This is a genomic window from Brachyspira suanatina, from assembly GCF_001049755.1.
Classification (GTDB): Bacteria; Spirochaetota; Brachyspiria; order Brachyspirales; family Brachyspiraceae; genus Brachyspira; species Brachyspira suanatina.
The window spans coordinates 56460-77948 of the sequence record NZ_CVLB01000003.1; the positions used below are offsets into that span (position 1 = coordinate 56460).

The window sequence follows — 21489 nt, forward strand, 5'->3', positions numbered from 1 at the left end:
AAAAACTCCTATTAATTTATTGTCTTTATGCTAATAGTTAAACAAATTTTTTTATCAATTTGAGCCTAATTTTAATAAAAAAATTATAAAAATAAATAATATAAAGGAGAATCTTCTTTGACATAAGGTTTTAATTCTTCAAATGTAAAACTTATCTCTGTTATTCCTACTGTATATGGAGATATATCATTAGCCTGCCATACAAAATTTATAGAATTAGGAAGTATTCTAAAAGATGAGCTTTCCAATGTTATAGAATTAAATTCATAATAGTCTTCTTTGGCAGAACCAGTTTTTAATATTTTATCTCTCATTAATGATATTAGATCAGCATTATTAAAGTCTAATATTAAATCTCTTATAGTGATAAGGTTAGAACTTTCTAATGAAAATACTTCCTGAATATTTGCCTTTGCTGCATGATCACCGCCAGTATACATAGATGAATAATTATCAAGTGCTATTACCCTATTATCTATATATCCCACATTAACAGTATTATCTATTTCATAAGTGGTATTGCTATCACCTACATATAAAAGTCCTTTCCATTCATTATAATAATTATCACATTCTTCTTTAACATAATTAATAGATGATTCCATATCAACAGAATTCATATCGCTGCTTTTACTGAATAAAAGTAAAGTTCTATGATAAGAGAATATAGAATTACTTATGCTTTCATTTTTATAATAATCAACTATATCAGCATAATATACAGGGAGATTTCTATTTAATGAAAACTCCATATCTTTAACTTCCTCTGATTCTTCATATCTTATTTCAGCACTCAATACTATATCATCGCTTAAATTACCAACTATAGAAGCATGCATATTATTGTTTTCATCAACTTCTTGTAAATTCAATTTCTTATTATTAATAGTACCTGTAATCACTGATTTTTTATTTTTCGTATAATAATAACCGCTTACTTTTTTATTTTTTTCATTTACATAAAGATACATATCGGCCTTTTCTCCGGATATGCTACCTTCAAGCAAATAGAATTTAGACTCTTGTATTTCAGAACTATTTTTATTTTTTTCTGATGAACTATTTTGATTATTATTCTTACATGAAATAAACAACATAATAAGAATAAATACATACAAAGACTTCTTAAACATATATACTCACCCTTAATTTTTTACTATCATACTATAAGTTAATATATAAATTAATGCCAATAAATCAATACAAATCATCAAAATTATTATAAATAATTGACTTTTTATAAAATTAATAATATCATTGATTAACTATAAATTTCTTAAAAAAGAGGCTTAAATATGGAAAAAGTGCAAATAGAAAATGTTGAACTTACATTATCACATCCGGATAATTTGAATATAAAATGGACAGGACAGAATGATTTAGTAAGACAGATAATGGCTTCTTGGCATTTAATTTCAGAAGATGATATACCTCTAAACCCTAGAATCGTAGGAAAACCGGGGGCTGGAAAAACTACTCTTTCATATTATGTAGGAAAAGAGCTTCTTAATAGAGATGTTTATATTTTTCAATGCACTGTAGATACAAGACCGGAAGACCTTATAATTATTCCTGTAATATCTGAAAACAATAAAATAAGCTATCATGCTTCTAGTTTGGTTACTGCTATGATAAAAGGTGGTGTAGCTATATTAGATGAAGGAAACAGAATGAGTGAGAAAACTTGGGCTTCGCTTGCTCCGCTTCTTGATGACAGAAGATATGTAGAAAGCGTAATAGCTGGAATAAAAATTAAAGCTCATCCTGATTTCAGAGTAATAGTAACTATGAATGATGATGCCAGCACTTTTGAGCTTCCTGAATATATTCATTCACGTTTACAGCCTACAATAGAACTTCCATTTCCTGATGTTAAAGAAGAGTATGATATATTGAAAATGAATCTTCCTTTTGCTGATGATGAGATATTAAAAATCACTGTAGGATTCTTACAAAAATCACATATTAATAATGCTTCTTTTTCTGTAAGAGATGGTATTAATATGGCTAGATATGCTATGAAACTATATAAAAGCAATATTGCATCAAGCAGAGATACAGCATTTTTAATAGCATTAAAATCCGTACTTGGTACTGAAGGGCTTAGAATATTAAGTCTTAATATGGACGATAGAGATAATAAAGATCATAGAAGAAATATGGATGATGATGACAGCACTAGTATATACTAAAAATTTTTAAGTTTGTCAACTATTCGCCTATACCCATTGGGTACGCTTCGCGGAGGCAACCCGCACTGTATTTCTTAATATCACAAATAGTCAACTGTAGGTGCAGCTGATTACTCATTATTGTACAAAAATTAATAAGCTATATTACAGATAAAACATATTTACCAATATTAGATAATATTTGATATTATAAAAAATAATAGTTTATATTCATAAAAAAGCAAAAATTGACAAATATAGTTGTTATAGTTGTTTAGGTATATTATAATCATATAATGCATTTCTTATATGCACTATATGATTATTTGTTTTGCTGTTATCCTATTTTATGTAATTTAAAATATTCTAATTCTGAATAAACGCTTTCTGTATTATTAGAAACTTCTCTTCCTAAAATAGCACTGTTATGTACTAGATTAGCATTTTCCTGAGTGATATTATTTAATTCATTCATAGCAAGTGCAATTTCTTTTACGCTTCCTTCTTCTTCTGAAACAGCATTATATAGATTAGTTAAAACTTCTGAAACTTCATTTGCTGAAGATTCTATATTTAAAAGTATTTCTAAAGAATGTTTAACAGATTCATCTCCTGTTTCTATTTTAGCAACTGTATTTTCTATTATAGTAGTAATTTTTCCAGCAGCATCATTAACATTTTGAGCAAGCGAACGTATTTCTGTAGCAACAACTGCAAAACCTTTTCCTTGATCCCCTGCCCTAGCCGCTTCTACAGCTGCATTTAAAGCAAGTATATTTGTCTGAAATGCTATAGACTGTATAAGCTTTATTATATCCGATATCTCTTTACTAGATTCTGATATATCAATCATATTATTTGAAATTTGTGTTACTGCCTCAACTCCAAGCTTTGTAGAATCCGCTACTTTATTACTCATCTCTTTTACATCATTAGTATGCTTTGATGTTTCCGATATAGAAGAAAACAAATTTTCTATAGCACCGCTTACTTGTTCTATAGCTGCTGCCTGCGAAGATGTTCTATCCGATAAATTATCTATACCATTTGATATTTGCCCGCTTGAATTATTAATAGAAGCTATATTCATTTTTATTTCTGATACTATAGATGATATTTTGTTTTGCATATCATTAACAGAATTAACTAAATGTCCGGACTCATCTTTTAATGCTAAATCTTCTTTATTAAATACGCTATTAAAATTACCTTCTTTCATTAAGTCTATAATCTTTATTGTATTCTTTAACGGCTTTACTATTTTATAAACTAGAAATCCTTCAAGGAATAAAAGAATAACCATCACAACAAATACCACAAGCATTAAAATCATAAATTGATTATTTAATTCGCTGGCATCTCCTTTGAATATTAATATCCATGGAGCATTATCCGTTTTTTGTATAGCATACCATTGATTGCCTACAATTTTCACTTCTCCTATATGCGATATTAGATTGCCTTTGAAAGAAGTAAAAAGAGGATCTGTAAATAAATTCTTATTTTCCTCTAAAACATAATCGCTATTTTCATGAGTCATATATATTCCGTTAGGCGATACTATATAAAAACTTTCATCAAAATTTTCTTTTATATCTTTCATGATGCTATTCATATCAGCAAAGTCTATAGCAAATACTCCTTTTAATTTTCCATTTGTATATATAGCCTTACTAAATGTAACTGTAAGTTCATTAACAGCAAAGTCTATGTATGGATCGCTTATTGCTATATCATTTGTAGCTACGGCATCTTTATACCATGGTCTTGAAGTTTGATTATATGTACGCGGATATTCTTCTAAAGTATTTATATATACTCCGCCTTCTGAATATGGTACAGTATCACCAAAATACATGTTTAAATAACCTGATCCTGTTTTTTGAACATTGGTTATAAAATTTCCGAATGTTTCTAAATCTGGATTAGCTTCTAAATTATTAACTATTAAATTAACTGTGTTTTTTATTTCCTTTACATAAGCTTCTGTTTCATTTTTTGAGTTTAAAGTTTGAAAGTATTTTTCTTTTAGGAATTTTGATTTATATATTGGTTTGTATATAAATAATATTGCTAAAAATGCTGCAAAAAGAAATACAGAAAAAATACTCAAAAACTTGAACATTAATCCTCTTTTCATTAATTTCTCCACAATTTACTTTTATTATATTTTTACAAGGTTAAATATAAAAAAGATTTTAAAAAATATTTAAAAAAATACAAAATTTTTTAGAAGAAAAATAAAAAAAAATTTAATTTTTGTGTAATTTTCAAAAAATCTATATAATATAGTCTATAAATTAGTTATATTATATGATATTTATTGATTTTAATGGTACGTACGGAGAGATAAACTAAAATATTAATTAATTTATTATTCAAATTTTTATTACATCAATAATTTAGTTAATTGTGCGTTGAGTAAAGCAAAAAAAATTTAATTACCGCTTGGTGGGCTAAAATTTATAATTAAGCTATAAATATAATTAATATAAAAATTAAAAATGAATCAGTAAATTTTAAATGGCGGGGTATGTAATTAATTTTTATCAACTTTTCCAGTGGCAAAAGTTGCAAAAACACATTTTACAATTTAAAATACATTTTAAAAATATGTTATAATATTTTTATATTTTCTAAACTATGCTATTATTCTTCAATTCTAAAGATTTTTTATAATCTTTAATTACCTCTTCATATTGGCATAAATTAAATTTACTAACACTTCTATTATTATAAATAGAACTATTATTAGGCTCTAGTATTTTTATATTACTGCAAGAAGTCATAAAGAGCATTAAAAATGCTATTAATAATATATTTCTAATCATAAAAAATTCCTACAATTATATTTCTATTATAAATTAGTAACCGTATTTCACTTTAGCATGAGTTTTTCCGAAAGAAAGACCAAATATAATACCAGCACTTACATTATTATAGCTTAGAGATCCGAATACGGGAGCCTGTGTAAAGCTAGCATTAGCATAATCTTTTAAATACTTACTGCTGTTAAGATATTCTGTATTATAATTCATACCAAAATCATAAGAAGCATAAAGTCCGTACATAATAGATACTTTTTCCGTAAGCATATAATAGAAGTCTATACTATATTTTAAATAACCTATAACAGGAGTTTTGAATAAATTTCTTATATCTCCGTATCCGTATGCATCTTTGCCGTATAGTATAGATTCATCTGTAAAAGCACTATTATTTAAAACATTTCCTCCGAAAGGAGTTTTTACGCCTCCTGCTAATGTAACAGAGTAGTAAAGGTTTATTAATGATGAATAAAAATATAATTTTAATGCAAGTCCTGTATTTAATGTATGAAGCAGAGTTGTTTCAGATGTTATTCCCATAACTGAGTGTACATAAGATATTGATACAGGAGCCATATAATAGCCTATATCAAGCATTAAACTTAAACTTTCTATTATAGGATTTTTAAATTCAAAATTATAACCGCCTCCAATTAAAATACCTGTTTCTGCTGCAGATCTATCATAGAATTTTTTAAATGAATTTTCTACATAATCTTTATTTTTTACTGTGCTGTTAATATAAGTTAAACTAACGCCAAATGGAATATATACATTAAATTCCACACCAGCAAAAAGTTTATTACTATTAAAAAAAGATAAGGCAAATAATAAAATATATAAAAAAACTCTTTTCATTTTTATTTATCCATTTTTTATTATTAATTTTGCAGTTTAGGATTAACTCTTCCAAAAGAAGCCCCTAATACAACACCAACACCCAAAGATGAAGAATTAAGCTTATTATAATATTCTGTATACTGAACATTATTAGCAGATGAAACTTCCTCATTCAATTTATATACATTATAATTCATACCTATACTATAAGATATATACATTCCTATATTAAGAGCTATGTTATCATGTACAAAGAAAAAACTTTCCAATGTAAGTTTAATATAAGGTATGACTCTGCTGTCATAAAGTGCTTTTATATAATTAAGATTTCCTTTATTATTTTGAGTAAGTGGATTGTTTAATTTTGATTCTATATTATCAAATGTATATGATATAGGTATTTTTACTCCTCCTCCCAATCCTATAGCAAAATTATTACCCAAATAAAATTTCTGAATACCGCCTATATTAATAGTATGAAATATTATAGTAGATTTTACTTCATCATTTCCAAATATATTTTGATTATAATTAATAGCCATAGGATACATATAATAGCCGAAATCTATCATAGTGCTTGTGCTTTTTAATACGCTATTTTCCAATTTAAAATTATATCCAAGCTGAGCTAAAACTCCTATTTCAAATGAAATGCCTGATTTTAATGATGATATTGGTATCAAAAGCGAAGGTGTTTGTACAAAATTATTTTCATTAATAGAGGCATTCAAAAAGTTATAACTTCCTCCTATAGGAATAGATAAATTGAAATCTATAAAATCAACAGCAAATAAAGAAAAAACCTTTATAATTAAAATAATAATAATATTTTTTATAATTCTCATAAATTAATACCCATTATCCCTTATAGCAAAACCTAAAGATACACCAACAGAAAAACTAGAAACTTCCAATCTATCGATAACTTTAGAATTAATTCCGCTTATACTTGTAAAATAATCATTGATATAATCAGTATTGTATTTGAAAGCAAAGTCATAATTAAAATAAAGCCCCGCCATAAATGATACATTTTTAGTTAGATGATAATATAGATTAATATCAATTTTTATATACGGTATAACAACACTTTTAAATACATTTTTTATATCATTAAAATTATATTCTTCTTTTCCTGTTAGAACTGATTCGTCAGTAGCAGCAAGCTGATTTATAATATATCCTCCGAAAGGAGTTTTTATTCCTCCGCCTATACCTATGGAATAAGATAAATTATAATTAGTTAAATTATTGATTATTTTTACTGAGGCTCCTGTATTAAGAGTATGAAGAAATGTAACTTCATAGAATCTTCCTAATGTATAATTATCATACTTCATTGGTAAATTAACTTGCATATATCCTATACTGCCTAATATACTTATGCTGTTAATATATTTATTATCAAATTTAAAATTATATCCTATTTCAGAAATTACACCTGTGCTAAAATATATATCTGTAGAAATTTCATTGAAATAATTTTGACTATATATTTTTTTATTTACTATTGATATAGTTTCGTAAATTGGTACAAATAAAGAAAAGTCTATTCCAGCAAAAACATTATTATAAAAAATCAAAATAAGTATAATGTATTTTAAATATTTTCTCATAAAATAATAACCTTAAGTTAATCATTCAATTCTTTTTATATCATTGCTTCCTTTTCTTCCAATGGAAACACCTATAGTTAATCCTGTTTCAATAGAAGAATAAGAATAGCTATGATACCATTTCATACCTGTACCAATATAAGAAATATATTCATTTAGTTTATCAGCATTATATTCCATACCCATACTATATGTAAAATGTGCTCCTATTACTAATGAAACAAAATCATTGAAGAAATAATATCCTTCCAAAGAAAATTTTATATAAGGTATAATACTTCTTTTAAATAATGATTTTATATAGTTATAGTCATATTTCCCATTGTTAAATGGCAGAGGGCTACCATCATTTTGTCCATATAAATTTGCAGAAAAAGGTATTCTTATTCCTCCACCTATTCCCAATGATAATTTATCTATAATATAAAATTTTTGAATAGCACCTATATTCAATGTATGAAATAATATATTGTGATTTACATTCAATGTATAGCTATTATCATAAAATTCATAAGACGTATATATAGGAGATAATATGTATCCTATTTCAGCCATTATGCCTATACTTTTGAAAATACTATTTTTTGTATTAAAATTATATCCAATTTGTGAAAGAATCCCGATTTCAATACCTATATTATCTTTTAAAGTTCGTGTATTTACTAAAGAATCAGACATTCCTAATGTTGTTAATTTCATGTCAGAAAAAGTATAGCTGGAACTTATAGGGATTATAATATTGAAGTCTATTTCAGCAAATAATGCAGAATTAAATAAATACAGAAAAAAAGCTATTTTTAATATAATTCTAATAATATATTTTTTAATGCATAACATTTTAGTATTTCATAAATAATTTTTTCTTATTTTAATATTAAATTATTATAAAGTCAACTTGCATAATAAAAATATTAATGAGTAAAAAATTTAATTACAGCTTGGGCGGGTGCTAATAAATTATAATTAGGCTATAAAGAAATCAATATTAAAATTCAAAATAAAGCAACAAACTTTAAAGGGAGGGCTTTTAAATAAATTTGAAAACTTATTTTTTATCAACTTTTCCCGGACTTAGTCAAAGTTGCAAAAGTGCTAATTTTTTATAATATAAAATTTTATAAATCATTCTTAAATTTAATAAATATTTGATCTAGTGCTAAAATTTCTGATTATCTATAAATTTAATTAATATAAAAATTAAAAATGAAGCAGTGAATTTTAATATTTAAGTTTAAAAATTTAATTACATTTGCCCACCCTTTAGACTTATTATTTTTATTTGCAATTATAATATTTTATTTCTTTTTTATTTTATCTGTTATTTTTGCTGCCCACCCAAGTTGTATTTAAATTTGTAATGCATTCACCGCACGCATAGCAAAGCCATATATATAGATTTATTGTCAATTTGAATTTTATTATATTAAGAATTTAGTTTACCGTGCGTATACTTTAACAATTATAAAAATGAATTGTTATAAATTAGTAGCTTTATTTTAAAAGAGGTAAAACTATGCTTGAATATAAATGTGATAAATGCGGAACAGAATTAGGTTATAAAGGTTTATGCTTTAAATGTAAGGCAGAAGAAGAAAGAAATAAAACTCTTGCTTTAACTGATGATGAAATAAAGGAGATTATAAATAAATATGTAAAAGATTTAAAAGAAAAAAATGTTGATAAAGAATTATTAAATGGCATTTACATTTATGATTTAATTGCATATAGAAATATAGATTTAAAATATATAGCAAAAAAAGCATTAGAGAAAAAAATTTATTATCCTGAAGTATTTTATTATAAGGCAAGCGAAGAAATAAGAGATGAACTTATAAAAAGAATAAGAGCAACTAAAGATTATTCTGAAGGAGCTAATTTATTATCATGTTTAGCTATGCAGGGAGATGATGTTGCACTTGACTGTTTATACGATTTTGAAATGAATCCAAGAGAATGGAGAAAGAAACTTTATGTTGATCCTTCAGTCTATGCTGAATGTGCAGGCTGGACTTTTGATAAGGATAAAAAAAGACAAATACTTAATTTTGATAAATGCTATTATTTAGATAAGACTCAAAGCAAAGAAGAAAAAGAAAAAAGCCCTATTATAATAGCTTCATTAAGAGATGATAATTGTCCTGAATGCGGATGCAGAAATATTGATATGGCTATTATTGACGGCAGAGATGAAAGACTTAAATTTATAGGTGTTGATGGAATAATAAAAGCTTCATGCTGTCCTAATTGCGTAACATACAATATAACTTATTCTAAATATGATTTAAAAGGAGGAAGCGAGATACTTCCTTTCAATAAAGAGTCAGAAAACTACTATGCTTCTGAAGAAAATTATATAGAGGAAGAAGAATTAAATTCAATGCATAATAATAATTATATACTTTCAAAAAATGAAGTTCCTTTGTTTTATGGTGCATTCGATGATACTTTAAATACAATAGGAGGATTTGCTAATTGGGTTCAGGACTGGGAATATATGAAATGCCCAATCTGCGGAAAGAAAATGAAATACTTAATGCAGATTCATTGGCATACTATTGAATCTATGGCAGAAGGTACTTTATTTATAGAAATCTGTACTGATTGTAATATTACTACAATGTTACATCAGCAAACTTGATTTTATTTATTACTGATTATATATTTTTTTATCATTGTCTCTATCTCTGTAGGAGTATAAATAATCCACTCATTATATTTATTTGTATCATATTTTTTTATTGTTTTTATTTTACCGCCTATACACAATTTCGGATCATATTCATCACCTAATAAAAAATTATTTTTGAATAATTGGAATCTCTTTCTCTATCATAATTCAATTCTTCAAAAATGAATCTCCATCTTTTTTTAGTGAATGCCATTGATATATGCATCGGCTCAAACATAAGTCTTGATTTAATTATATCATATTTATCATTAGGAATATTGCCTATATAATTAAATATTTCAATTAAATCACCTCCGGATTTATCAATTTCAATTAGTCTTCCAAAAGCATAATTTCCTTCAGAAATAAAATTTGTTTTTGAATAGTTTTTAATATTATCTTTTATATCATTTGGTAAAAACAAAGGAATAAAAAATATATTGCCTTCTTTTTTTTCAAAATATTTCATTATTGATTATACCTTTTTTATATTTAAACGCACGCAGAATAGGATTATAAATATACATTCATTAATAATCAAATTTTGATAATAAAAAATTAAATATTAATCGTGCGCTGAGTAAAGCAAAAAATTTAAATAAAGCTTGTGCGGGTGCTATAATTTCTAATTAAGCTATAAAGATAATCAATATTAAAATTCAAAATAAAGCAATAAACTTTAAAGGGCGGGCTATGTAAATAAAGTTTTAAAGCTTAATTACATTTGCCCACCCTCTATACTTATTATTTTAATTTACATTTATGATTTTTTATTTTTTAAAGTTTAAACATAATTGTTAACACCAACCCAAGTTTTTTTAAATTTATAATGCATTCACCGCACGCAGAGTAAAGCTAAATATATAGATTCATTTGCAATTCAATTTTTATTATATTATTAATTTAACTTACCGTGCGTAAAGTCATTTCAAACCATATTTATTTTGAAGATTTTTTATATTATTTTTAGCTATGTTATTATTAGAATCTAATTTCAAAGCCTTTTTATAATCTTTTAATGCATCTTTATACTGTCCTAAATTTTCTTTAGATACTCCTCTGTTATTATAAACATCGCTATAACTAGGGTTTAATTCTATAGATTTATCAAAATCTTTAATAGCTTCTTTATATTGTCCTAAATTTCTTTTAGCAAGTCCCCTGTTATTATAAGCATTACTATCATTAGGGTCTAACTCTATCGCTTTATCATAGTCTTTAATAGCTTCTTCATACTGTCCTAAAATTTTTTTAGCAATTCCTCTATTGCTATAAGCAGAACTATAATTATGGTCTAAGTCTATTGCTTTGTCATAGTCTTTAATAGCTTCTTCATATTGTCCTAAATTTTTTTTAGCAATTCCTCTGTTATTATAAGCATCACTATCATTAGGGGATAACTCTATTACTTTATCATAGTCTTTAATAGCTTCTTCATACTGTCCTAGATTATATTTGGCAATTCCTCTGTTATTATAAGTATCACTATCATTAGGGTTTAACTCTATAGCTTTATCATAGTCTTTTATAGCTTCTTCATACTGTCCTAAATTTACTTTAGTAATTCCTCTGTTATAATAAGTATTACTATTATTAGGGTCTAACTCTATTGTTTTATCAAAAGATTCTATAGCTTCTTTGTATTTTCTCTCTTTAAAATAATTTAAACCTTCTTTATAATATTTTTCTGATGATGACATATTTTACCTCAAATAATTTTTTATTATAAAAATAATATATTTCGTTTTTTAGTATTTTCAAGTTAATATTATTAAAAATCCTACCCTCTATGCTTATTATTTTTATTTGAAATTATGACTTTTTATTTCTTTGATGTTTAAAAGAAATTGTTAACGCCCACCCAAGATTTTTTAAATTTATAATGCATTAACCGCACGCAGAATAAAGCTAAATATATAGATTCATTTGAAATTTAAATTTTATTATATTGTTAATTTTGTTTACCGTGCGTTAAATAATTTTTAAATCTAATCAACACTTGGACGGATACTGAAATTTATAATTATGAGTTTTAAAGTGATAAACGAGCAGCTGATAACTGACTAAGGAAGTTGTCAGCTATTTCTTAGTGCAACAATAATAAAATTAAATATACTTGCTAGCTTCCTTAATGCTTAGATTAGCCATGTTTTCTTTATGCCTTTCTATAAAGTTTCTCACCCAATCAGGATTAGTCTTGCTGTAATCTCTTAAAGACCAGCCTATTGATTTATTAATGAAAAACTCTTTATTGTTTAAATTGTTTATTATAATTTTTTCTAATAATTGAGTGTTGGTTTTATCTTTTCTTAAAAGCTGATGATCTATAGCTATTCTCCTAAGCCAAATATTATTAGATAAAGACCATTCTAAAAGTATGTTATTGACAGACTCATCTCTTAAAGCAATGCTGCCAATTATCCTGTCTAAACAATCTATGCTATCCCACCAAGATTTTGTAAGAGCATATTCTTTTAATTTTTCTATATGATTTTTATTTAAATATTTCTTTTTTGAATTTAAATAGTCTAAAGAAGCATATTGAAATTCTCTATATTTATTCTCATAGCATTTATCTGTAAAGTTAAAATCAATAAACTCTTTTTCATCTTTTGGAATAGTTTTGAATACTTTTTTCTGAGCTTCTTTTCTCTCTTTTGAATGAATACCTAAAAACTCAAAATTGTTTTTCATGTATTTAGCCATGAAAACAGCTTCTTTCTCATTTTTTAATTTTTCAAATTCTATTAAAAGAATATTCTATAACTCTCTCATTTAATGATACCTAAAATTTTATTTATCAAAAATATATTTATAAACATGTTCAGACAAAGGTATTCCATTTTTTAAGTAGTCGGCAGAACAAGCCTCTTTTCTCTCACCAGGAATTGATATAGTTTCTCCTTTTTTTAATGCAGGCTCTTTTCTTATATCATCAATGAATGATTGGACAGTATTTAAATAAGTATCTAAATCATTATAAACAGCAGGATCAACAACAAGCATAAATGTAGAAAGATTTCTTTTCTTGTCCATATCACCATACATTTTTACTAAATTATTGCAATATGCCTGTCCTATTAAAAGCCCCGTAAATGCCTCAACCATAGTCATTATTAAATATCCCTTAACTCCTCCGAAAGGCACAACATATTTTATCTCATTAGGATTTGAACTAGGATTACCATTCTCATCAACACCCCAATGCATAGGCACTGTTTCATTATTTTCACGAGCAGTAAATATGCGTCCTAGTGATACCTCGCTTGTTGCCATATCTCCAAGTATAAAATCTTTTTTTGCTGGAAAACCATAACTTATAGGATTAGTTCCGAAAAATGGTCTCTTTCCTCCAAAAGGTATAACACAAGGATCAGTATTAACCATTATTAAAGAAACCTTATTTTGATGTATAGCCATTTTATTATAATATCCTAAAGCACCTGCATGACTATTATTTTTTATTCCTATTAAAGCAATACCCTGTTTTTCAACTGTTTCTAAAGCCCATTCCATAGCATACTGCGTTGCAACATGTCCAAATCCGCCGTCAGCATCCATTAATGCAAAAGAAGGTCTTTTTTCTTCTATATTGAATTTTGAATTTAAATTTATTCCGCCCGCTTTTATTCTTTCTATATAATGTTCAACTCTTAAAACTCCATGAGAATGTATACCGCTTAGATCAGCATAAATTAATAAATCTGTTACTATAGCAGCCTGTTCATTTGATACGCCTGCTGCTTTGAATTTATCATATACTTTTTGCATTAAATCATTTACTTTCACTATAACCATTATACAAATACCTTCCGTAATTTAGTAAACATATTATAGTTTACATAATTACGGAAGTAATGTCAATAATTAAAATATTAAATTTAAAAAAAGAACAAGGGATTTTTATGTATCCCTTGTTCGAGTTTTATATCAAAGTTTATTTATATTAATCGTCCCATTCCTGACCTAATAACTGACCTGATTTATCAATGTATAATTCCATCATATTATTCATTTTTACTTTATATACATTATAATGCTCCATCTCTACTGCCCAAATCTCAGCTTGAGGATAAGTTCTTTTAGCTGTTGCTATTACAGCCTGAGGAACTTGATTAAGAGGCACATACCAATCAGCAAATAAAGCTGAAGTACTTAAAACTGTCAAAGCTACTAATAAACAAAGTATTTTTTTCATATTTTCTCCTTTTAATTAATATTTTATTTTTTATTATAATTATTTAATTAGTCGTCCCATTTTTGACCTAACAACTGACCGTTATTATCAACATATAATTCCATCATGTTGTTTAATTTTATTTCAAATATAGTGAACTGTTTTTCTATTTTCACTATAGCAGCATTAGGATAAGTTCTTTTTATTGTATTCATAACATTAGCAGGCAATATAGTAGCAGGCATATTTCCATAGCATTTAACTTCTTTCCAATCACCATTAGGGAAGAAATCTATTTGAGTTCCATTTTCTAAATATACTTCTATATCTTCCCAATCTCTTTCAATGAAAGTAACTTTTATATTAGGGAAATGCTGTTTTATAAAGTTCTGAGCATTCTGAGGTATAGAAGATAATTGAACTCCATATCCATATTGCTGCTGACCACCTTGCTGAGCATAAGGATCCTGTGCAGGAGGCTGAGAATAAGGATCTTGATAACCACCTTGCTGTCCATAAGGATCCTGATATCCACCTTGACCGCCTTGCTGTCCATAAGGGTCTTGGTATCCACCTTGTCCGCCGCCTTGATTATTATTATCATAATATCCATCATATTGAGCAAACAATGAACCTGTAAGCATTGCTGAAACAAAAAGTATAAATAAAGCTTTTTTTATAGTCATAAAAATTCTCCTGTTTTTTATTTTGTAAAGACAATTTAGTAACAGGTAAATTATCTTTACATTTAGTATTATAGTATAATTTTATAATTATGTCAATTAATTTTACTAGCTTTTTACTAAAAATTTACATTTTTTTATCATATTATGTTAGAAATGTTTTAAAAATATTTGATAAAAATAATGTTCAGAATTGTTTTAATATTAAATTATAAAAATGAGTCATTATAAGTTTTATAAAGAATGATTTTTAATGTATAAAAATCTTTTTTCTTATATAAACTTATGTACTTTTAATCGTAAATAAATTATTGCTTACTGCTAAATCAAAATTAATAATAAAAATACATAAATATTCATTAACTTAATTTTGAAAGATATACAAAGTTTTTATTTTTAAAAAATTATTCAATATTAAAAAACTTTAAACCAATAGTCTAATTACAGACATTTATTTATTGATTATATAATTTAATCATATCAATCAAATTAAAAAAGAAATATTTCTACATATAAAAATTCTTGCTTTTAATATATTATTAATATATAATTGCAGGCAACAAAAAATAAAAAAATAATTAATGGTACACAATTATGAAAAAAGTAAATTTATGTTTATTAGGGGCTTCCGGTGCTGTAGGCCAGGAGATGCTTAAAGTATTGGAAGAGAGAAAATTCCCAATTAATGAGTTAAGACTTCTTGGAAATAGAGAAGCAGGAAAAAAAGTAAAATTTAACGGAAAAGAATACACAATCGAAAAGACAACTAAAGATTCATTCAAAGATATGGATATAACATTGGTTGCTGTAGGAGCTGATTTAAGCAAAAAACTAAGTCCTGAGGCAGTTAAGGCTGGAAGTATAGTAGTAGATAACAGCAGTGCTTTTAGAATGGATAAAAATGTTCCTTTAGTAGTTCCTGAAGTTAATCCTGAAGATGTTAAGCTTCATAAAGGTATAATAGCTAACCCTAACTGCTCTACAATAATAGCTTTAGTTGCATTAGCTCCGCTTCATAAATTCGGAAAAATAAAAAGAATAATAGCATCTACTTATCAGGCTGTTTCCGGTGCTGGTAAAGAAGGTATGGAAGAGCTAGAGCAGCAGATACAAGATTATGTTGCTGGAAAAAAACTTAAAAATAGTACTTTCAAATATCAGATACTTCACAATTTAATTCCTCATATCGATGCTTTCGATAAAAACGGATATACTAAAGAAGAATTAAAAATGACTAATGAGGGAAGAAAAATTCTTCATGCACCTGATATGCAAATAAGCTGTACTTGTGTAAGAGTTCCTGTTATAAGAAGTCATAGTGAATCTATTACTGTTGAAACTGAGAAAAAAATTACTGTTAAAAAAGCCAAAGAATTATTATCTAAAGCAAAAGGTGTAAAAGTGGTTGATGATCCTGCTAAGTTTAAATATCCTATGCCTTTAGATACTTCTAATCAGGACAATATATATGTTGGAAGATTAAGAGAAGATATCAGTGCTAAAAATTCATTAGTATTTTGGTGTGCTGGAGACCAAATAAGAAAAGGTGCTGCTACAAATGCTGTACAAATAGCTGAACTTCTTTTACCTGAATTAGAAAAAAAATCTGATGATAATTCTGCAGAAAAGAAAACAACAGAAAAGAAACATGCTAGAAAACCATGTGTAAGAAAATCAACAAAAAAATAATAATTTAAGTAAAATATAAATAAGAGGTTCTGTATATTTACAGAGCCTCTTTTTAATTGCAATAAATTAATTTCTTCATTTTTGATATACATACTTTTTATATTGAATTATACTAAAATTTTTTAAGTTTGTCTTTTTTATTCAACTTTTTCCTGCAACACACATGCTTCGCGAGGCGGACTTCGTCAAACTTGCTTCCACAGGCACGCTTTGCGAAAGTGCAATTATAAAATTAGTATTATATATAAGACAATTTATTAAATTTAAGCTAAAATGTAGCCTTTAGCAGAAGGTACGCACAGTGGGGAAAGCCCCATATATTAAAAATAAAATATAATTTTATTTTTGACAAAACATATTTGTTTAGGTATATAAAAAACAGAGAGATTTTTTAATCCCTCTGTTTTAATATTTCAAAATAATAAATTAATTAAAATAAATTATCCTAAGAATCCTTGTATTATAGGCATAAGTATTTTAATTAAAAGAAGTGCTGATAATATCCAAGTTAATAATGATATATCTTTATTTTTACCAGAAACAAACTTTAATATAGTAAATGATAATACTCCGAAAGTTATACCTTCAGCTATACTATAAGCAAAAGGCATAAATATTATACATATAAAAGCAGGAATAGCCTCTGTATAATCATTGAAATTAATCTCTAATATAGGGGTCATCATGAATAATCCAACTATAATCAAAGCTGGTGCAGTAGCAGCAGAAGGTATAGCTAAAAATATATGTGATAAGAATAATGAAACGGCAAATAATATAGCAACAACAAGCGAAGTTAATCCTGTTTTACCGCCTTCAGCAACACCTGATGCACTTTCTACATAAGTAGTAACAGTAGAAGTACCTAAACATGCACCTACAACTGTTCCAACAGCATCGGCAAATAAAGCCTGTTTACATCTAGGAACCTCTCCATTTTTTGTAAGCATATCTGCTTTAGTACATACCCCAACCAATGTACCTACTGTATCAAACATATCAACAAAAAGGAAAGTAAATAATACTATAAACATATTAGGAGTAAATACATTGCTGAAATCAAGTTTGAAAGCTATAGGTTCTAATGAAGGAGGTATAAGACTAGCATCAGGAGACATTTTTGTAAGTCCCATAGGAATACCTATTATTGCTGTGATAAATATACCTAAAAGTATTGCACCTTTTACATTATATGCTAATAAAATTGCTGTTATAAGAAGACCTATAATAGCAAGTAATGCACTTCCTGAAGTGATATTACCAAGTCCAAGTAAAGTAGCATCATTATTAACTATAATCTTAGAATTTTGAAGTCCTATAAAAGCGATAAATAATCCTATACCTACTGAAATAGCTCTTTTCATATTAACAGGTATACTATTAACTATCGCCTCTCTTACATTAAAAATAGTAAGAACAACGAATATAATACCTTCTATAAATACGGCTGTTAAAGCTGTCTCCCAGCTATAGCCCATACCCAATACTACAGTATAAGCAAAGAAAGCATTAAGTCCCATACCAGGTGCTAAAGCAAAAGGAAGATTAGCAAGTAAAGACATTATCAAAGTTGCTATTATTGCAGATACTACTGTAGCTGTAAATACTGCGCCCTTATCCATACCTGTTGCACTAAGTATGCTAGGGTTTACTGCTAATATATAAGCCATTGTCATAAAAGTGGTAAAGCCTGCTATTACTTCTGTTTTTACATTAGTACCATACTCTTTTAGCTTGAAAAATTTTTCCATAAAATATATTCCTTATAACAGTTTTTTTATTCATAACTATTTTTAATTATGAAAGCTATACTATATATGAGATTATAATTTTTGCAATATTTTTTTATTTATAAATACAGATTGAATTCTAATTAATAGCAAAGATATACATAATGAAGTTATATAAAATTTGAAAAGTAGTTTTTATAATTAAATTAAAAATGATAAATGCAAATGACTTGTAATAAAAATAAAATAATAATATATTTGTCAATTATAAAGGAATATCTTTATGAACAAAAATAATGTATACAGAAATGCAAAAATAGAAGGCAGAAGTTTTTTCGGTATTATTAAAAATAGTTCTTATTTTCTTTCTAATTTAGCAATTTATGAAGATGGTATAGTTAGTGCTTGGATGACATTTGACATTTATCAGTTTGCAAAAGCATTGGAGAGAAAATGGGTTGTATCATTTATAGAAGATAATGAAAAATTAAATATTCATGGTATAGGGGATTTTAAAATTTTAGAATCACAGTGGTTTCATAAAGATGATTATTATGAATATATTAAAAGCATATTAAAAGAAATGAATCCTGAAATGCAGAATATTTATAAAACTACTCAAAGAGAAATAGAAAAATGGGAAAGTTTAAAAGTGTCATTTATGGCAAATCCTATTGATTTTAAAATTAAAGAACAATTCAGCTATGATTTATCCGATGGTAAAAGTTATTTTATATTTAGAAAATCTTCTAATTATCCATCCAGCAAAGAAATATTTTTAACTTGCTACAGCATTTATGATGATGAAACAATATCTATATATAATGATAATAATATGTATAATTTTAATGATATAAAAAATATGTTTGAGAGAAATGAACTGCTTTTATATCCTAAAGAAGATGATACTATAATAATAGAAAATCTTGCCAAGCTTAAATTAAAAGCAGCTATAAAATACACAAATAAAAAAGAAAAATTAAAAGAGATAGAAGAAAATATAAAAGAGATTTCTGGAAAAGAGACTGCTTCTGATTATGCAATAAAATGCTATCATAATTATCTTGTATATCCTTCAGATTATAACAGAGAATTATTAAAAGAGGCTTATGAAAAAGTTCCTGAACATGAAAGAATATTTTTAGGGGATATGGACAATAAGGATACCGATTTTAGAAGAATAATATATACACCTAATATAAAAAGAGAAGTATGATTCATTCCTTATTATTTTGCATGCTAAGCAAAACAAAAAATATAATCAAGATTAAAATTATACTTTCAATGAAAAAACAATATTGTATAAAGCATGCATTAAGTAAATCTATAAATTTAAAAAAAATCTTGGGTGGGTATCTTTTTTTCTTAATTAAGCAAAAAATTTAAATAAAATTTTACATTACAAAATTGACAATAAACTTAAAGGGCGGGGTATGTAATTTAAGTTTTAAAATTTAATTACAAACCCCACCATTTATATCTAGAATATTAATCTGAAATATAAATTTTTATTTTTTTGCTGCTAAATTAGAATTTATTGCCCCCACCCAAGCTGTATTTAAATTTATAGCATATACAACGCACGGTAAACTAAACTTAAATATTATAAAAAAATCATAATTATAATTTTTATTATATTAAAAATTTAGTTCACCGTGCGGTAAGATGTTTGAGGAATTCTTTTAATTATTTTCTCCATACCAATCCACATTACGAGTGAAGTACATAGCAAGAGCAATAACAGCAAATAACCCTAAAGTTCCCATAAGCAATGCATAATCAGTAAGCTGAAGTATTCCAAATAAGAATATGTATATCAAAGCCTCTACAATAGCCATTGAAATAGTGTATTTAGGAGATTTGATAATGTATCCTATATATATTGAAGTCAAAGCAGTTACCATCAATGCACTTATAAAATAACTAATATTAAAATTGATGTGTTCGGATATAGCTAAAAGCAGAAGGTAGAATATTGCATTAGCTATACCTATTAATATATATTGAACGGGGTGTATACGCTTCTTTGAAAGTACCTCGCATAAAAATAATACAAAAAACGGAATGAATATAAATAATATTGCATACTTCACACTTCTTGATGTTTTCTGATAATTGTCATTAAGAAGTAAAAAAGATATTAAAACATTGTTTGATGATCTATTAACATTCTGATCTGCAGTGAAGTATTGAGTATCATCAATATTATCTGCTCTATTAGCATTTTCATCACTAGTCCAATACTTAGTAAAGGCTGTATTAAAACTAGCTATATTCCACTCGGCATTGAATCCGTCATTATTAACTTCTCTTTTTGTAGGTAAGAATCCGCCTGTAAAACTAGGATCTTTCCATTTTGAAGATATTTTAAAAGTGTTTTCAGAAGCTAATGGAGTTATTATAAGAGAGTTTCCTCCTTGAATGTCCATTGTTATATTAAAATCAAAACCATTTAATATTCTATCTCTTGAAATTGTATAGAAGAATTTATTATTAAACATATTTAAAGCTATACTAATATTTTTCTCATAATATTTAAGCTCTTCATTTTCATTAACTAATATACTAGGAAGCTTCATAAGATTCTTTTTATTTCCTATACCTAATATAATCATAGCTTCATCATAAAGTATAGTATCATTATTTTCATCTAAATTATATATTTCAGCATTATACTTATCGAATCTTCCTGTAATATTTAATTTAGAATTGAATATAGGAGCTTTGAATATTCCCCTGCTTAAACTTGAAACTTCAACATCTCCTGTAACATTATATTCATTAGGCATATAAAAAATATATTTTCTTATATAGCTTATATCTTTAGTTTCACTATCAATAACCCTGGTTAAATAAGGTATTGCAACAACTATACCTTGTATATTGGCACTGCTTCCAACAGGTTCAATTATAGAAGATACGGCCTCTCTTTGATAACTTATTCTATCTCTTACAACACTATTTATAAAAGACATAGGTATCAAAAGCAAAAGCCCTAGTATCACTATTATAAGTATTTTAAAACCTAAAGTCTTTGTTATCTCATTAAAATTTTTTATCATTATGTAATCTCCATTAATAGTATAT

19 protein-coding genes are annotated in these 21489 nt (G+C 26.3%); 4 read left to right on the plus strand and 15 right to left on the minus strand.

Annotated features, from left to right (window positions below):
• Nucleotides 1-83: 83 nt before the first annotated feature.
• Nucleotides 84-1097, minus strand: coding sequence for a DUF3298 domain-containing protein (locus BRSU_RS11990; protein ID WP_425339095.1), 1014 nt, complete (start codon nucleotides 1095-1097; stop codon nucleotides 84-86).
• A gap of 198 nt (nucleotides 1098-1295) precedes the next feature.
• Here BRSU_RS11990 and BRSU_RS11995 point away from each other — a divergent pair, with 198 nt between their 5' ends.
• The gene (locus tag BRSU_RS11995) at nucleotides 1296-2192 is read left to right on the plus strand and encodes an AAA family ATPase (RefSeq protein WP_048595757.1); all 897 of its coding nucleotides are present in this window, start codon (nucleotides 1296-1298) and stop codon (nucleotides 2190-2192) included.
• Nucleotides 2193-2508: 316 nt separating this feature from the next.
• On the opposite strand, the gene BRSU_RS12000 is transcribed toward BRSU_RS11995, so the two are convergent.
• From BRSU_RS12000 to BRSU_RS12025, 6 genes are all read right to left on the minus strand, one after another.
• A complete protein-coding gene (locus BRSU_RS12000; RefSeq protein WP_048595758.1) occupies nucleotides 2509-4311 on the minus strand; it encodes a methyl-accepting chemotaxis protein in 1803 nt (600 codons plus the stop codon).
• A 496-nt stretch (nucleotides 4312-4807) separates the two neighbouring features.
• Nucleotides 4808-5002: a hypothetical protein gene (locus tag BRSU_RS12005; protein ID WP_048595759.1), complete on the minus strand. Its 195-nt coding sequence runs from the start codon at nucleotides 5000-5002 to the stop codon at nucleotides 4808-4810.
• Nucleotides 5003-5035: 33 nt separating this feature from the next.
• Complete coding sequence (locus tag BRSU_RS12010) at nucleotides 5036-5857, minus strand: hypothetical protein (protein WP_048595760.1); 822 nt, start codon at nucleotides 5855-5857, stop codon at nucleotides 5036-5038.
• A gap of 23 nt (nucleotides 5858-5880) precedes the next feature.
• A complete protein-coding gene (locus BRSU_RS12015; RefSeq protein WP_048595762.1) occupies nucleotides 5881-6684 on the minus strand; it encodes a hypothetical protein in 804 nt (267 codons plus the stop codon).
• A 3-nt stretch (nucleotides 6685-6687) separates the two neighbouring features.
• The gene (locus BRSU_RS12020) at nucleotides 6688-7455 is read right to left on the minus strand and encodes a hypothetical protein (protein WP_048595765.1); all 768 of its coding nucleotides are present in this window, start codon (nucleotides 7453-7455) and stop codon (nucleotides 6688-6690) included.
• A gap of 21 nt (nucleotides 7456-7476) precedes the next feature.
• A complete protein-coding gene (locus tag BRSU_RS12025; protein ID WP_048595767.1) occupies nucleotides 7477-8292 on the minus strand; it encodes a hypothetical protein in 816 nt (271 codons plus the stop codon).
• 676 nt (nucleotides 8293-8968) lie between these two features.
• Between BRSU_RS12025 and BRSU_RS12030 the strand changes: the two genes are divergently transcribed.
• Nucleotides 8969-10093, plus strand: a complete 1125-nt coding sequence (locus BRSU_RS12030; RefSeq protein ID WP_048595769.1) for a hypothetical protein — start codon at nucleotides 8969-8971, stop codon at nucleotides 10091-10093.
• 148 nt (nucleotides 10094-10241) lie between these two features.
• On the opposite strand, the gene BRSU_RS12035 is transcribed toward BRSU_RS12030, so the two are convergent.
• The 6 genes from BRSU_RS12035 to BRSU_RS12060 form a co-directional block, all read right to left on the minus strand.
• A complete protein-coding gene (locus BRSU_RS12035) occupies nucleotides 10242-10592 on the minus strand; it encodes an Imm26 family immunity protein (protein WP_048595770.1) in 351 nt (116 codons plus the stop codon).
• Between the two features lie 454 nt (nucleotides 10593-11046).
• Nucleotides 11047-11823, minus strand: coding sequence for a tetratricopeptide repeat protein (locus tag BRSU_RS12040; RefSeq protein ID WP_048595772.1), 777 nt, complete (start codon nucleotides 11821-11823; stop codon nucleotides 11047-11049).
• A gap of 406 nt (nucleotides 11824-12229) precedes the next feature.
• Complete coding sequence (locus tag BRSU_RS12045; protein WP_048595774.1) at nucleotides 12230-12880, minus strand: DNA alkylation repair protein; 651 nt, start codon at nucleotides 12878-12880, stop codon at nucleotides 12230-12232.
• Between the two features lie 36 nt (nucleotides 12881-12916).
• Nucleotides 12917-13921 carry an Ldh family oxidoreductase gene (locus BRSU_RS12050; RefSeq protein WP_048595776.1) on the minus strand — a complete coding sequence of 335 codons (1005 nt, stop codon included), beginning with the start codon at nucleotides 13919-13921 and terminating at the stop codon, nucleotides 12917-12919.
• A 148-nt stretch (nucleotides 13922-14069) separates the two neighbouring features.
• Nucleotides 14070-14321: a PepSY-like domain-containing protein gene (locus BRSU_RS12055; protein WP_014486665.1), complete on the minus strand. Its 252-nt coding sequence runs from the start codon at nucleotides 14319-14321 to the stop codon at nucleotides 14070-14072.
• 47 nt (nucleotides 14322-14368) lie between these two features.
• Nucleotides 14369-14986, minus strand: coding sequence for a PepSY-like domain-containing protein (locus tag BRSU_RS12060; RefSeq protein WP_083997913.1), 618 nt, complete (start codon nucleotides 14984-14986; stop codon nucleotides 14369-14371).
• Between the two features lie 591 nt (nucleotides 14987-15577).
• Here BRSU_RS12060 and BRSU_RS12065 point away from each other — a divergent pair.
• Entirely contained in the window at nucleotides 15578-16672 is a 1095-nt protein-coding gene (locus BRSU_RS12065) for an aspartate-semialdehyde dehydrogenase (RefSeq protein WP_048595778.1), read from the plus strand.
• 440 nt (nucleotides 16673-17112) lie between these two features.
• Here BRSU_RS12065 and BRSU_RS12070 read toward each other — a convergent pair whose 3' ends face one another.
• Nucleotides 17113-18423 (minus strand): NCS2 family permease, encoded by a 1311-nt coding sequence (locus BRSU_RS12070; protein WP_048595780.1) that lies wholly within the window; start codon nucleotides 18421-18423, stop codon nucleotides 17113-17115.
• 262 nt (nucleotides 18424-18685) lie between these two features.
• Here BRSU_RS12070 and BRSU_RS12075 point away from each other — a divergent pair, with 262 nt between their 5' ends.
• Nucleotides 18686-19618 carry a DUF7638 domain-containing protein gene (locus BRSU_RS12075; protein WP_048595782.1) on the plus strand — a complete coding sequence of 311 codons (933 nt, stop codon included), beginning with the start codon at nucleotides 18686-18688 and terminating at the stop codon, nucleotides 19616-19618.
• A 466-nt stretch (nucleotides 19619-20084) separates the two neighbouring features.
• Here the strand turns inward: BRSU_RS12075 and creD are convergent, their stop codons facing one another.
• Complete coding sequence (gene creD / locus BRSU_RS12080) at nucleotides 20085-21464, minus strand: cell envelope integrity protein CreD (protein WP_048595784.1); 1380 nt, start codon at nucleotides 21462-21464, stop codon at nucleotides 20085-20087.
• Between the last annotated feature and the right edge of the window lie 25 nt (nucleotides 21465-21489).

Bases quoted from the DNA above. Each gene is read 5' to 3' on its own strand.
- BRSU_RS11995 (WP_048595757.1), top strand. From the start codon at position 1,296: ATGGAAAAAGTGCAAATAGAAAATGTTGAACTTACATTATCACATCCG.
- BRSU_RS12035 (WP_048595770.1), bottom strand. From the start codon at position 10,592: ATGAAATATTTTGAAAAAAAAGAAGGCAATATATTTTTTATTCCTTTG.
- BRSU_RS11990 (WP_425339095.1), bottom strand. From the start codon at position 1,097: ATGTTGTTTATTTCATGTAAGAATAATAATCAAAATAGTTCATCAGAA.
- BRSU_RS12000 (WP_048595758.1), bottom strand. From the start codon at position 4,311: ATGAAAAGAGGATTAATGTTCAAGTTTTTGAGTATTTTTTCTGTATTT.
- BRSU_RS12070 (WP_048595780.1), bottom strand. From the start codon at position 18,423: ATGGAAAAATTTTTCAAGCTAAAAGAGTATGGTACTAATGTAAAAACA.
- BRSU_RS12005 (WP_048595759.1), bottom strand. From the start codon at position 5,002: ATGATTAGAAATATATTATTAATAGCATTTTTAATGCTCTTTATGACT.
- BRSU_RS12060 (WP_083997913.1), bottom strand. From the start codon at position 14,986: ATGACTATAAAAAAAGCTTTATTTATACTTTTTGTTTCAGCAATGCTT.
- BRSU_RS12055 (WP_014486665.1), bottom strand. From the start codon at position 14,321: ATGAAAAAAATACTTTGTTTATTAGTAGCTTTGACAGTTTTAAGTACT.
- creD (WP_048595784.1), bottom strand. From the start codon at position 21,464: ATGATAAAAAATTTTAATGAGATAACAAAGACTTTAGGTTTTAAAATA.
- BRSU_RS12025 (WP_048595767.1), bottom strand. From the start codon at position 8,292: ATGTTATGCATTAAAAAATATATTATTAGAATTATATTAAAAATAGCT.
- BRSU_RS12050 (WP_048595776.1), bottom strand. From the start codon at position 13,921: ATGGTTATAGTGAAAGTAAATGATTTAATGCAAAAAGTATATGATAAA.
- BRSU_RS12015 (WP_048595762.1), bottom strand. From the start codon at position 6,684: ATGAGAATTATAAAAAATATTATTATTATTTTAATTATAAAGGTTTTT.
- BRSU_RS12065 (WP_048595778.1), top strand. From the start codon at position 15,578: ATGAAAAAAGTAAATTTATGTTTATTAGGGGCTTCCGGTGCTGTAGGC.
- BRSU_RS12030 (WP_048595769.1), top strand. From the start codon at position 8,969: ATGCTTGAATATAAATGTGATAAATGCGGAACAGAATTAGGTTATAAA.
- BRSU_RS12075 (WP_048595782.1), top strand. From the start codon at position 18,686: ATGAACAAAAATAATGTATACAGAAATGCAAAAATAGAAGGCAGAAGT.
- BRSU_RS12010 (WP_048595760.1), bottom strand. From the start codon at position 5,857: ATGAAAAGAGTTTTTTTATATATTTTATTATTTGCCTTATCTTTTTTT.
- BRSU_RS12040 (WP_048595772.1), bottom strand. From the start codon at position 11,823: ATGTCATCATCAGAAAAATATTATAAAGAAGGTTTAAATTATTTTAAA.
- BRSU_RS12020 (WP_048595765.1), bottom strand. From the start codon at position 7,455: ATGAGAAAATATTTAAAATACATTATACTTATTTTGATTTTTTATAAT.